We start from the raw sequence: 12,909 nt of genomic DNA, 5'->3' as shown, positions 1-12,909 counted from the left end.
CTTCTGGTTCATGGCCTGGACGGAGACTGCTCCATGACCCTCGAAATCGTTTCCAGCAACAAGAGCTTCGGCGGTTGGCACAAGCGTTATCGCCATCGCTCCAGCAGCCTCAACTGCGACATGGTGTTCGCCGTCTACCTGCCGCCCCAGGCCGAGCAGGGCGCGAAGCTGCCGGTGCTCTACTGGCTGTCGGGGCTGACCTGCACCGACGAGAACTTCATGCAGAAGGCCGGCGCGCAGCGCCTGGCAGCCGAACTGGGGCTGATCATCGTCGCCCCGGACACCAGCCCGCGCGGGGCGGACGTACCGGGCGACCCGGACGGCGCCTGGGACTTCGGCCTGGGCGCCGGCTTCTACCTGAACGCGACCCAGGAACCCTATGCCCGGCACTACCGCATGCACGACTACGTGGTGCACGAGCTGCCGGCGCTGATCGAGGCCAACTTCCCGGTATCCGGGAAGCGCGGTATCAGCGGCCACTCCATGGGCGGCCACGGCGCACTGGTCTGCGCCCTGCGCAATCCGGGGCGCTACCAATCGCTGTCGGCCTTCGCCCCCATCAGCAACCCCATGGCCTGCCCCTGGGGCGAGAAAGCCTTCAGTCGCTACCTGGGCGAAGACCGTGCCCGCTGGCGCGAATGGGATGCCAGCGGGCTGCTGGCCGAAGCGGAGGAACGCCTGCCGATCCTGGTCGACCAGGGCGACCGCGACGATTTCCTCGTCAACCAGCTCAAGCCCGAGGCGCTGCAAGCCGCGGCCAAGGCCGCGGGCCATCCGCTGACCCTGCGCCTGCAACCCGGCTACGACCACAGCTACTACTTCATCGCCAGCTTCATCGACGACCACTTGCGGCATCACGCCGAGGCCCTTAAGGGCTAAGTGCCGTCAAAGCGGGTAGAATCGCGCCCTGACTTTTCAGGGCGTATTTCTGACTATGCGAATTGGCCACGGTTACGACGTACACCGCTTCGGCGAGGGTGATTTCATCACCTTGGGCGGTGTGCGCATTCCCCACAAGTTCGGGCTCATCGCCCATTCCGATGGCGACGTGCTGCTGCACGCCCTCAGCGATGCGCTGCTGGGTGCAGCCGCGCTGGGCGACATCGGCAAGCACTTCCCGGATACCGATCCGCAGTTCAAGGGCGCGGACAGCCGTGCGCTGCTGCGCCATGTGCTGGCCCTGGTGAAGGCCAAGGGCTGGAAGGTCGGCAATGTCGACGGGACCATAGTCGCCCAGGCACCGAAGATGGCTCCGCACATCGAGGCCATGCGCGCCAACATCGCCGCCGACCTGGAAGTCGAGCTGGACCAGGTCAACGTCAAGGCCACCACTACCGAGAAGCTCGGCTTCGCCGGTCGCGAGGAGGGCATCGCCGTGCATGCGGTGGCCCTGTTGCTGCCGGCATGACCGAGCTCGAACTGCTGGGCCCGCGTGCCCATGGCGAGCCCCTGGGGCAGGCGCAGTTGAAGGCGACGGCGGAGGATTTCCAGGTCGATGAGGTACTGGACATCCCCCTGGCCGGCGAAGGCGAGCACCTCTGGCTCTGGGTGGAAAAGCGCGAACTGAATACCGAGGAAGCGGCGCGGCGTATCGCCCGCGCGGCCGGTGTGCCGCTGCGGGTGGTCAGCTATGCCGGGCTCAAGGACCGCCAGGCCCTGACTCGCCAGTGGTTCAGCCTGCATTTGCCGGGCAAGGCCGATCCGGATCTGTCTGCCGCCGAGAACGCCAACCTGCGCATCCTCAGAAGCGAACGCCACAAGCGCAAGCTGCAACGCGGCGCCCATTCGGCCAACGGATTCACCCTGCGCCTGACCCGCCTGGCGGCCGATCGCCAGGCGCTGGACCTGCGCCTTGAGCGCCTCGCGGAAGCCGGCGTGCCCAATTACTTCGGCCTGCAGCGCTTCGGCCATGGTGGCGGTAACGTCGTCGATGCCCGCGCCTTCGCCGAACGCAAGGAGCTGCCCGTGCAGCGCAACCTGCGTTCGCGGCTCCTCTCGGCGGGACGCAGTTTCCTGTTCAACCGGGTGTTGGCCGAGCGGGTCGCCGCCGGCACCTGGAACCAGGCCCAGGTCGGCGATCTGCTGGCGTTCACCGACAGCCGCAGCTTTTTCGCGGCCGGCGAGGCTGAATGTGTCGACCCGCGCCTGGCGCTACTCGACCTGCACCCGACCGGCCCGCTCTGGGGCGCCGGTCCGTCCCCCGCAGCGGGAGGCACCCAGGCCCTGGAGCAAGGCGTGGCGAGGGCTGAGGAGGCACTTTGCCATTGGCTCGGCGAAGCGGGACTGGCGCACGAACGGCGCATCCTCCGCCTCCCCATCGGCGGTCTGACATGGCATTATCCCGAGCCTGACGTTCTGCAACTGGAATTCGTCCTGCCGGCTGGATGCTTCGCCACCGCAGTGGTGCGTGAACTTGTCGATCTGCTGCCGGCAGGACAGATGGAAAACCCATGCGCATTCTGATTTCCAACGACGACGGGGTGAATGCCCCCGGTCTCGCCGCTCTGCATGGTGCGCTCAAGGATTACGCCGACTGCGTAGTCATCGCACCTGACCAGGACAAGAGCGGTGCCAGCAGTTCCCTGACCCTGGACCGCCCGCTGCATCCCAGCGAGCTGGAGAACGGTTTCATCAGCCTCAATGGCACGCCGACCGACTGCGTGCATCTGGGGCTGAACGGCATGCTCGAGCAGTTGCCGGACATGGTGGTATCGGGCATCAACCTCGGCGCCAACCTGGGCGACGACGTGCTCTATTCCGGTACCGTGGCGGCCGCCCTCGAAGGGCGCTTCCTGGCCTTGCCCGCGTTCGCCTTTTCCCTGCTGTCGCGCCAGGTGGACAACCTGCCCACCGCCGCCCATGTCGCCCGCCGGCTGGTGGCGGCCCATGACCGGCTCGACCTGCCGCCGCGCACCGTGCTCAATGTGAACATCCCCAACCTGCCGCTGGAGCGCATCCGTGGTATCCAGCTGACCCGGCTCGGGCATCGGGCGCGCGCTGCGGCACCGGTGAAAGTGGTCAACCCACGGGGGAAAGAGGGATACTGGATATCCGCGGCCGGCGATGCCGAAGACGGCGGGCCGGGCACGGATTTCCATGCGGTGATGCAGGGCTACGTATCCATCACGCCCTTGCAGCTCGATCGGACTTTCAACGAGGCCTTCAATGGTCTCGACAGCTGGTTGGAGGGCCTGCTCTGATGTCCCGGGAACAGGACGACCTGATGCGCCGCGGGATCGGCATGACCTCCCAGCGTACCCGCGAGCGCCTTATCCAGCGGTTGTACGAGGAAGGACTGTCGAACGCCCGCGTGCTCGAGGCCATTCGCCGGACGCCGCGTCACCTGTTCGTCGATGAAGCCCTGGCCCATCGCGCCTACGAGGATACGGCGCTGCCCATCGGTCACAACCAGACCATCTCCCAGCCCTACATGGTTGCCCGGATGACCGAGTTGTTGCTCGCCGCCGGCCCGCTGGACAAGGTGCTGGAGATAGGTACCGGTTCCGGGTATCAGACGGCGATCCTCGCGCAGCTGGTGGAGCGCGTGTTCTCCGTGGAGCGTATCCAGGTACTGCAGGACAAGGCCAAGGAGCGGCTCGCGGTGCTCAACCTGCGCAACGTGGTGTTCCGCTGGGGTGATGGCTGGGAAGGCTGGTCCGCGCTGGCGCCGTACAACGGCATCATAGTGACCGCCGCCGCGGCCGAGGTGCCGCAGGCATTGCTCGATCAACTGGCCCCGGGCGGGCGCCTGGTGATTCCGGTAGGCGCTGGCGACGTCCAGCAGTTGATGCTGATCATCCGTGAGGAGCAGGGGTTCGCTCGTCATGTGCTCGATGCGGTGCGCTTCGTGCCGCTGCTCAACGGCCCCCTGGCCTGAGTCCGCACCGAGGGAACCTGCGTCGCGGGCAACTTTCTGATGCATCGCAAGCCGCTCGCCTGCTGCACATTGTGCCGCAGGCGGCTGGCTCACCCGGATATTTCCGGCACAATAACTAACACCTAGGAACGTTGGGAAAGGGGACAAGAGTGAGCCTGATGGCCATTCGGCAGAGGATCAGCATGGGGAAAGGGCTCACCTGGTTGCCCGCTATGGCCGTTGGCATCTTGCTGGCCGGCTGCTCCAGTACCCAAAAGGACGGTGTCAGCGTCGTGGACCGCAACCACTCGGGGGCGTCCGCCGCTCCGCAGCGCAAACCCGTCACCAGCGGCCAGTACCGGGTCCAGCGCGGCGATACTCTCTACTCGATCGCTTTCCGCTTCGGCTGGGACTGGAAGGCCCTGGCCGCGCGCAACGGCATTCCGGCCCCTTACGTGATTCGCCCTGGCCAGATCATTCGCTTCGACGTCCAACCCGGCCAGGCACGACCTGCGGCCGTTGCGACGGCACCTGTGGTTGCCAATCCCAAGACGGGAAGCGGTGTTTCCAAGCGGCCGCCTGTGCAGCCCCAACAGCCGGCTGTCCGTCCGCAACCCCCCGTGCAGCAGCCTGTGGCAACGGCCCCGGCGACTGCGCCGAAAGCGTCTGGCACGGGCTCTGCGGCGGGTTGGGTGTGGCCTGCGAGCGGCCCTCTGATCGGGCGTTTTTCGTCAAACGGCAGTTTGAATAAAGGGATTGATATCGCTGGGGAATTAGGCCAGCCTGTCTTGGCTGCGTCAGATGGTTCTGTTGTATACGCCGGAAGTGGATTACGGGGCTACGGCGAACTGGTCATCATCAAGCACAGCGATACCTACGTAAGCGCCTATGGTCATAACCGCAGGTTGCTAGTGCGGGAGGGACAGCAGGTCAAGGTCGGGCAGACAATTGCCGAGATGGGCTCAACGGGGACTGACCGGGTGAAGCTTCATTTTGAGATTCGCCGTCAAGGTAAGCCTGTAGATCCCCTGCAATACCTGCCACGTCGTTGATCCGTTATTCAGCCCGTTCCACCACGTGGTAAGGACGGGCTCAGGCGGCGCCAGGGATAGAAGGCTTCGCCGGGGCTTGTTGTCGAACTCAGCAAGGGACAACAACAATGGCACTCAATAAAGAAGCGCCGGAGTTTGACGTCGATGACGAACTGCTCCTTCTGGAGCCGGGGGTCATTTTGGATGATGCGTTGAGCGAGGAGAACGACGCGCCTCTGCCTACCGCCAAATCCCGACACTCAACCTCACCCAAGCAGCACAAGTACATCGACTACACCCGCGCGCTCGACGCGACCCAGTTGTACCTCAACGAAATCGGTTTCTCCCCCCTGCTTACCCCGGAAGAAGAAGTGCACTTCGCGCGCCTCGCACAGCGCGGAGATCCTGCCGGGCGCAAGCGCATGATCGAAAGCAACCTCCGCCTCGTGGTCAAGATCGCGCGACGCTACGTCAACCGTGGCCTGTCGCTGCTCGACCTGATCGAAGAGGGCAACCTCGGGCTGATCCGGGCGGTGGAGAAGTTCGATCCGGAGCGGGGCTTCCGCTTCTCGACCTATGCGACCTGGTGGATCCGTCAGACCATCGAACGGGCCATCATGAATCAGACGCGGACCATCCGCCTGCCCATCCATGTGGTCAAGGAACTCAACGTCTACCTGCGGGCTGCGCGTGAGTTGACTCACAAGCTGGACCACGAACCGTCGCCGGAAGAGATCGCCAACTTGCTGGAAAAGCCGGTTGACGAGGTCAAGCGGATGCTTGGGCTCAACGAGCGGGTGACTTCCGTGGACGTTTCCCTCGGACCGGATTCCGACAAGACCCTGCTGGATACCCTGACCGACGAGCGTCCGACCGACCCTTGCGAACTGCTGCAGGACGACGACCTCTCGCAGAGCATCGACCAGTGGCTATCCGAGCTGACCGACAAGCAGCGTGAAGTGGTGGTGCGGCGCTTTGGTCTGCGTGGCCACGAAAGCTGCACGCTGGAGGAAGTGGGCCAGGAAATCGGCCTGACCCGCGAGCGGGTGCGGCAGATCCAGGTCGAGGCGCTCAAGCGCCTGCGGGAAATCCTGGAGAAGAATGGCCTGTCCAGTGACGCATTGTTCCAGTAGTGCTTTGGTGATTTGCAAAAGCCCGGCTTCGGCCGGGCTTTTTTGTGCTTGGCCATGTAAGTGATTGCTTACAAAGAGCGTACGTGATTGCTGGAAGTTGTTGCTGGTGAACAGCCTGATTCAATAGAGGTATTTTTTAACTTATTGATATTTAAAGAATTATTTTTATGCTGAAGTGCCTTTCATCCCGTGGACTACGATTTTGGCAACTTGCTCCGGGCCTCCGGATCGCTAATATCACACCTGCGTACAGGATGTATGCGGGTTGATAAGGAAATCGACCAGGACATCGCCGGATGCGATTCATCAGGATGATGAGCAAGGACTACAGGGAATAGGGACAAAAGAGTGGGCGGGTACCCCCCGCCCCTTTTTTCGTCCACAGGAAAGCAAAAGGCCCGCATATGCGTATGCGGGCCTTGTTGCGTCTGGGCTGCTGAGTTGGATCAGCGCTCCAGGTGTTCCAGCTTGCCTTTGACGCCATCCCATTCCTCGGCGTCGGGCAGGGAGTCCTTCTTCTCGGTGATGTTCGGCCAGACTTCGGCCAGATCACGGTTCAGCTCGATGAACTCCTGCATGTCTTCAGGCACCTCATCCTCGGAGAAGATGGCTTGTGCCGGGCATTCAGGCTCGCAGAGCGCGCAGTCGATGCACTCGTCCGGGTGAATGACCAGGAAGTTCGGGCCTTCGTAGAAGCAGTCCACCGGACAGACTTCCACACAGTCGGTGTATTTGCATTTGATGCAGTTGTCGGTGACGACGAAGGTCATTTCTATTCTTCTCCTCAAGCGGCGGCTCGGAAGCCCTCTGCATCGGGCTTCTCGGCTCGGGAACTCACGGCATCGGGGCAGGCTGTTTCCCCGAGGTATTCCAGAGCGCGCGGGATTCTAGCAGCTTGTGCGGTCCAAGGGTTAGATGCGTGACTTCAATGTATATAACAGCTCCAGCGCCTGCCGGGGGGTTAGATCATCCGGTTTGATCTTCGCCAATTCGTCCAGCACCGGGTGCGGCAGGCTGGCGAAGAGATCGCTTTGCATGGGCGCGCTCGGCTGGCCGGGATCATGGCGCGGACTTTCATGGGGCAGGCTGGTGGTTTCCAGGCGCGCCAGGTGTTCGCGGGCGCGCTGGATAACTCCGCCGGGAACCCCTGCCAGTTGCGCCACCGCCAGGCCGTAGCTCTGGCTGGCCGGGCCGGGCAGCACATGGTGCAGGAACACGATGCGCTCGTTGTGCTCGGTGGCGTTCAGGTGCACGTTGGCCACCACCGGTTCGCTTTCCGGCAGTACGGTCAGCTCGAAATAGTGGGTGGCGAAGAGGGTGAAGGCGCGCAGCCGCGCCAGGTGCTCGGCAGCCGCCCAGGCCAGCGACAGGCCGTCGAAGGTGCTGGTGCCGCGGCCCACTTCGTCCATCAGTACCAGGCTGCTGGCGCTGGCGTTGTGCAGGATGTTGGCGGTCTCGCTCATCTCCACCATGAAGGTTGAGCGGCCACCGGCCAGGTCGTCGCTGGAGCCGATGCGGGTGAAGATGCGGTCCACCAGTGACAGCTCGCAACTGGCCGCGGGCACGAAGCAGCCGATATGGGCGAGCAGCACGATCAAGGCGGTCTGGCGCATGTAGGTCGACTTACCGCCCATGTTCGGGCCGGTGATGATCAGCATCCGCGTGGCGTCGTCGAGGTCCAGGTCGTTGGCCACGAAGGGTGTGTCCAGCACCTGCTCCACCACCGGGTGGCGGCCCTGGTTGATGCGCATGCAGGGCTCGTCGACGAAGCGCGGTCGATTCAGGTCGAGGTTCAGGGCGCGCTCGGCGAAGTTGCTCAGCACATCCAGCTCGGCGAGGGCGGCGGCGGTGTCCTGCAGCGGCGCCAGTTGCTCGATCAGCAGTTCCAGCAATTCCTCGTAGAGCATCTTCTCCCGGGCCAGGGCACGGCTCTTGGCGGACAGCGCCTTGTCCTCGAAGGCCTTCAGCTCCGGGGTGATGAAACGTTCGGCACCCTTCAGGGTCTGGCGGCGGATGTAGTCCGCCGGCGCCTGCTCGGCCTGTACCCGCGGCAGCTCGATGTAGTAGCCGTGGATACGGTTGTAGCCGACCTTGAGGTTGGGCAGGCCGGTGCGAGCTTTCTCGCGGGTCTCCAGGTCCATCAGGTACTGGCCGGCGTTCTCGCTCAGGGCCTGCAGTTCGTCGAGCTCGGCGTCGTAGCCGGTCTTGATCACACCGCCATCGCGGATCACCGCCGGTGGGTTGTCGATGATGGCGCGGGCCAGCAGGTCGGCCAGTTCCGGATAGGTGCGGATGCTGCTGGCCAGGGTCTGCAGGTGAGGTGCTTCCAGCGCGGTCATCGCGCCTTGCAGTTGCGGCAGGGCGGCGAGGGCGTCGCGCAGGCGCGCCAGGTCCCGCGGCCGCGCATTACGCAGGCCGATTCGGGCGAGGATGCGCTCCACGTCGCCGATTTCCTTCAGCTGCGGCTGCAGGGTTTCGAAGCGATAGCGATCCAGCAGGCAGTCGATGGCGTCCTGGCGCGCTTCCAGGACGGAGCGGTCGCGCAGCGGGCGGTTCAGCCAGCGACTCAGCAGGCGGCTGCCCATGGCGGTCTGGCAGCGGTCGATCACCGACTGCAGGGTGTTGTCCCGGCCGCCGGAGAGGTTGACGTCCAGTTCCAGGTTACGGCGGCTGGCGGCATCCAGGATCACGGTGTCGTCGATGCGCTCATGGCGCAGGCTGCGCAGGTGGGGCAGGGCGGTGCGCTGGGTTTCCTTGGCGTAGGCCAGCAGGCAGCCGGCGGAGCCGATGGCCAGGGTCAGGGTTTCGCAGCCGAAGCCCTTGAGGTCCTGCACGCCGAACTGCTGGCACAGGCTTTTCTTCGCCGAGTCGCGGTCGAAGTCCCATGGCGCGCGGCGACGCACGCCTCGGCGCTTTTCCGCGGGAAGGCCCTGGGGCCAGTCGTCCGGAATCAGCAACTCGGCCGGATTGAGGCGCTCCAGTTCGGCCAGCAGGTTTTCCCAGCCCTTGATCTCCTGGACGCTGAAGCGGCCACTGGTGATGTCCAGCACCGCCAGGCCGAACAGGCGCTCGTCACCGAGCACGGCGGCCAGCAGGTTGTCGCGGCGTTCGTCCAGCAGCGCTTCGTCGCTGATGGTGCCGGGGGTGATGATGCGCACCACCTGGCGCTCCACCGGGCCCTTGCTGGTGGCCGGGTCGCCGATCTGCTCGCAGATCACCACCGATTCGCCGAGTTTCACCAGCTTGGCCAGGTAGCCTTCCACCGAATGGAAGGGGATGCCGGCCATGGGAATCGACTTGCCCGCCGACTGGCCGCGTGCGGTCAGGGTGATGTCGAGGAGCTTGGCGGCCTTCTTGGCGTCCTCGTAGAAGATCTCGTAGAAGTCGCCCATGCGGTAGAACATCAGCTGGTCCGGGTGCTGGTTCTTCAGCTTCCAGTACTGCTGCATCATGGGTGTGTGTTCGCTGAGATCGCTCATTGCCTGGCCTTGCGTGCAAAAGGCGCTAGTGTACGGTATCCCGCTGGCCCGCTTTAACCCCGGAGTGCACATGTCCGTTTCCGAAGATGAGCTGACTGTTCTGGCCGCCCGGCTGGGCGAGAAACTGAAGGCGCGTGGCGAACTGGTGAGCACGGCGGAATCCTGCACCGGCGGCGGTATCGCCGAGGCCATCACGCGGATTCCTGGCAGCTCGGCCTGGTTCGAGGCGGGCTATGTCACCTACTCCAATGCGCAGAAGACCGAGCAGTTGGCGGTGCCGGCCGAACTGTTCCCGCAGGTCGGGGCGGTGAGTCGCGAAGTGGTCGAGGCCATGGTGCGCGGCGCCCAGCGGCGCAGCGGTGCACGCTTCGCCGTGGCCGTGAGCGGTGTCGCAGGGCCCGACGGCGGCTCGCCGGAGAAGCCGGTGGGCACCGTCTGGCTGGCCTGGGGCGACGGCGGCGAAGTGAAGGCCGTGCGCCGCCAGTTCCCGGGCGATCGTCTGGCAGTTCGCCGGCAAGCGGTGGCCGAGGCCCTCAAGGGGCTGATCCGACTAGCTGCAGGAGAAAAAGCCGGCCAGGGGTAGGCGAGCGACTTGCCCTATGGAATAATACTGGCTACTTATACAGTTGTTGGTGGCCGCCAGGCCCTCTTGATTTTAGTGAGGACTTCAATGGACGAGAACAAGAAGCGCGCCTTGGCTGCTGCCCTGGGCCAGATCGAGAAGCAGTTCGGCAAAGGCGCGGTCATGCGCATGGGCGACCACGATCGCCAGGCCATTCCGGCCATCTCCACCGGTTCCCTCGGCCTGGACATCGCCCTCGGCATCGGTGGCCTGCCGAAAGGCCGTATCGTCGAGATCTACGGTCCCGAGTCCTCCGGCAAGACCACCCTGACCCTCTCCGTCATCGCCGAAGCCCAGAAGCAGGGCGCCACTTGCGCCTTCGTCGACGCCGAGCACGCCCTGGACCCGGATTACGCCGGCAAGCTCGGCGTGAACGTCGACGACCTGCTGGTTTCCCAGCCGGACACCGGTGAGCAGGCCCTGGAAATCACCGATATGCTGGTGCGCTCCAACGCCGTCGACGTGATCATCGTCGACTCCGTGGCCGCCCTGGTGCCCAAGGCCGAAATCGAAGGCGAGATGGGCGACTCCCACGTCGGCCTGCAGGCGCGCCTGATGTCCCAGGCCCTGCGCAAGATCACCGGCAACATCAAGAACGCCAACTGCCTGGTGATCTTCATCAACCAGATCCGCATGAAGATCGGCGTGATGTTCGGCAACCCGGAAACCACCACCGGCGGTAACGCCCTGAAGTTCTACGCTTCCGTGCGTCTGGACATCCGCCGTACCGGCGCGGTGAAGGAAGGCGAGGAAGTCGTGGGCAGCGAAACCCGCGTCAAGGTAGTGAAGAACAAGGTGGCGCCGCCGTTCCGTCAGGCCGAATTCCAGATCATGTACGGCAAGGGCATCTACCGCACCGGCGAGATCATCGACCTGGGCGTCCAGCTGGGGCTGGTCGAGAAGTCCGGCGCCTGGTACAGCTACCAGGGCAACAAGATCGGCCAGGGCAAGGCGAATGCAGCCAAGTACCTGGAAGACAATCCCGAAGTCGGCAGCGCCATCGAGAAGATCATCCGCGAGAAGCTGCTGGTCGATTCCGCCGCCAGCAAGTCGACTGCCTCGGTCGATGACCTGGCCGATGTAGACCTCTGATCCGACCATGCCCGTCGTGCTCGATAGCCCAGCCGCCGTGCGGCTGGCAGCCATGGATATGCTGGCGCAGCGCGAGCACGGGCGAGTCGAGCTGACGCGCAAGCTGCGTCAGCGCGGCGCCTCCCCCGAGTTGATCGACAGCGCCCTCGACCGCCTGGCGGAAGAGGGCCTGCTCTGCGAATCCCGTTACCTGGAAAGCTTCATCGCCAGCCGTGCCCGTGGCGGCTATGGGCCCCAGCGCATCCGTGAGGAGCTGGCGCAGCGCGGCTTGCCCCGCGGCGACATCGACCAGGCCCTGCGCGATGCCGATATCGACTGGAGCGAGCAGCTGCGCGAGGTCTGGCGTCGCAAGTTCAGCGGCCGTCAGCCCAACGATGCCCGGGAGCGAGCCCAACAGGGCCGATTCCTTGCCTACCGAGGCTATCCCATGGAGATGATCAGCCGTCTTCTGCGTGGCAACCTCGACGACTGAGTTCACCGATCAGGCAGCCTCGAGCCATGCGCGAATGCGCATGGCTGCTTTGCAACGAAGGCGCGCAGTGAAGCGGATCAGGCCTTGACGGCCCAGTGCTGCGGCAGGTTGATGAAGTCGATGAGTTCGCGCAGGCGGCCGTGGTCGCGCCCGTTGAAACGAAACGCCAGACGGATCAGTTCGCTGAACTCCGGCTCGTCTCTCTCCGATTCCGAATAGGCCTGCTGGCTGAAGTCGCCCTCCAGGCAGAGGTCGGCGAACTGTTCCTGCACCTGGCCCAGGGACTTTTCGCTGAGCGGATGGTTCATGCGGATCACGAAGCTGTTCTTCAACCAGCGGCTGGAGTGGTAATTGCGATAGAACTGGGCGATCTCCGCGGCCGCCTCGTCGGCGTTGCGCACCAGGCGCATCAGGTTCATGTCGCTGGGCAGGATGTAGCGGTTGCGTTCCAACTGCTCGTGGAGGAAACCGATAGCGTCTTCCCAGTAACTGCCGTCGGGTTCATCCAGCAGCACCACGGGCACCACCGGGCTCTTGCCGGTCTGGATCAGGGTCAGCACCTCCAGCGCCTCGTCCAGGGTGCCGAAGCCACCCGGGCAGAGCACCAGCGCGTCGGCTTCCTTGACGAAGAACAGCTTGCGCACGAAGAAGAAGTGGAACGACAGCAGGTGCTCGGTGCCATCCACCGTGGTGTTGGCGTGCTGCTCGAAGGGCAGGGTGATGTTCAGGCCCAGGCTGTTCTCCAGCCCCGCGCCTTCGTGTGCCGCAGCCATGATGCCGCCGCCGGCACCGGTGATCACCATCAGGTCGCGCTTGGCCAGTTCCGCGCCCAACTGGCGGGCCAGGGTGTAGATGGGATGGCCTTCCGGGGTTCGTGCCGAGCCGAATACCGTCACTTTGCGGCGCCGCTTGAACTGCTCGAGGACGCTGAAGGCGTGCTCCATTTCGCGCAGGGTCTGCAGCATGATCTTGGCGTCCCAGCGGTTGCGATCGGCCTGGGCCATGCGCACCACGGTGATCAGCATTTCGCGGTAGAGCGCGAGGTTCGGACTGCCGCTGGGGACGGTGAGGTTGATCAGTTCGTCGACCTTCTGCGTGAGGTCGATGCCACTGGTCTGGAAATGCCGGGAGAGGTAGTCGTCCGGATCATAGGGCATAGCATTCTCCTTGCTCATCAACTACTCAGAGCAGCGCTACTGGCCATGTCCGGAATCCGGGCGACCC

13 protein-coding genes are annotated in these 12,909 nt (G+C 64.3%); 10 read left to right on the top strand and 3 right to left on the bottom strand.

Annotated features, from left to right (window positions below; translation table 11 throughout):
* Nucleotides 1–33: 33 nt before the first annotated feature.
* The 7 genes from fghA (at nucleotide 34) to rpoS (ending at nucleotide 6,020) form a co-directional block, all read left to right on the top strand.
* A complete protein-coding gene (fghA, locus tag ACFPU0_RS21895) occupies nucleotides 34–879 on the top strand; it encodes an S-formylglutathione hydrolase (protein ID WP_377695387.1) in 846 nt (281 codons plus the stop codon).
* A 55-nt stretch (nucleotides 880–934) separates the two neighbouring features.
* Nucleotides 935–1,408 carry a 2-C-methyl-D-erythritol 2,4-cyclodiphosphate synthase gene (ispF, locus tag ACFPU0_RS21890; protein WP_377695386.1) on the top strand — a complete coding sequence of 158 codons (474 nt, stop codon included), beginning with the start codon at nucleotides 935–937 and terminating at the stop codon, nucleotides 1,406–1,408.
* On the top strand, nucleotides 1,405–2,463 hold the full coding sequence (gene truD, locus ACFPU0_RS21885; protein WP_377695384.1) for a tRNA pseudouridine(13) synthase TruD: 1,059 nt from the start codon (nucleotides 1,405–1,407) through the stop codon (nucleotides 2,461–2,463). Before ispF ends, truD begins: the two co-directional genes overlap by 4 nt.
* A complete protein-coding gene (gene surE / locus ACFPU0_RS21880; RefSeq protein ID WP_377695383.1) occupies nucleotides 2,451–3,200 on the top strand; it encodes a 5'/3'-nucleotidase SurE in 750 nt (249 codons plus the stop codon). The genes truD and surE overlap by 13 nt, the downstream gene beginning before the upstream one ends.
* Before the next feature lie 41 nt (nucleotides 3,201–3,241).
* A complete protein-coding gene (locus ACFPU0_RS21875) occupies nucleotides 3,242–3,877 on the top strand; it encodes a protein-L-isoaspartate(D-aspartate) O-methyltransferase (protein ID WP_377695487.1) in 636 nt (211 codons plus the stop codon).
* Between the two features lie 158 nt (nucleotides 3,878–4,035).
* Complete coding sequence (locus tag ACFPU0_RS21870) at nucleotides 4,036–4,908, top strand: peptidoglycan DD-metalloendopeptidase family protein (protein WP_377695486.1); 873 nt, start codon at nucleotides 4,036–4,038, stop codon at nucleotides 4,906–4,908.
* Nucleotides 4,909–5,015: 107 nt separating this feature from the next.
* A complete protein-coding gene (gene rpoS, locus ACFPU0_RS21865) occupies nucleotides 5,016–6,020 on the top strand; it encodes an RNA polymerase sigma factor RpoS (protein ID WP_271408894.1) in 1,005 nt (334 codons plus the stop codon).
* 446 nt (nucleotides 6,021–6,466) lie between these two features.
* Here rpoS and fdxA read toward each other — a convergent pair whose 3' ends face one another.
* Nucleotides 6,467–6,790, bottom strand: a complete 324-nt coding sequence (gene fdxA / locus ACFPU0_RS21860) for a ferredoxin FdxA (RefSeq protein ID WP_342243153.1) — start codon at nucleotides 6,788–6,790, stop codon at nucleotides 6,467–6,469.
* Between the two features lie 141 nt (nucleotides 6,791–6,931).
* A complete protein-coding gene (gene mutS / locus ACFPU0_RS21855) occupies nucleotides 6,932–9,499 on the bottom strand; it encodes a DNA mismatch repair protein MutS (RefSeq protein ID WP_377695381.1) in 2,568 nt (855 codons plus the stop codon).
* 70 nt (nucleotides 9,500–9,569) lie between these two features.
* Between mutS and ACFPU0_RS21850 the strand changes: the two genes are divergently transcribed.
* The 3 genes from ACFPU0_RS21850 (at nucleotide 9,570) to recX (ending at nucleotide 11,685) form a co-directional block, all read left to right on the top strand.
* On the top strand, nucleotides 9,570–10,082 hold the full coding sequence (locus tag ACFPU0_RS21850; RefSeq protein WP_377695380.1) for a CinA family protein: 513 nt from the start codon (nucleotides 9,570–9,572) through the stop codon (nucleotides 10,080–10,082).
* A gap of 87 nt (nucleotides 10,083–10,169) precedes the next feature.
* Entirely contained in the window at nucleotides 10,170–11,213 is a 1,044-nt protein-coding gene (gene recA / locus ACFPU0_RS21845; RefSeq protein WP_044873798.1) for a recombinase RecA, read from the top strand.
* A 7-nt stretch (nucleotides 11,214–11,220) separates the two neighbouring features.
* A complete protein-coding gene (gene recX, locus ACFPU0_RS21840; protein WP_377695379.1) occupies nucleotides 11,221–11,685 on the top strand; it encodes a recombination regulator RecX in 465 nt (154 codons plus the stop codon).
* A 77-nt stretch (nucleotides 11,686–11,762) separates the two neighbouring features.
* On the opposite strand, the gene ACFPU0_RS21835 is transcribed toward recX, so the two are convergent.
* Nucleotides 11,763–12,842 carry an LOG family protein gene (locus ACFPU0_RS21835; RefSeq protein WP_377695378.1) on the bottom strand — a complete coding sequence of 360 codons (1,080 nt, stop codon included), beginning with the start codon at nucleotides 12,840–12,842 and terminating at the stop codon, nucleotides 11,763–11,765.
* Nucleotides 12,843–12,909: the final 67 nt, after the last annotated feature.

It is taken from the genome of Pseudomonas sp. GCM10022186, from assembly GCF_042656385.1.
Classification (GTDB): domain Bacteria; phylum Pseudomonadota; class Gammaproteobacteria; order Pseudomonadales; family Pseudomonadaceae; genus Metapseudomonas.
The sequence above is the reverse complement of the archived record's forward strand: the minus strand, read 5'-3'. Positions and strand labels throughout refer to the sequence as shown.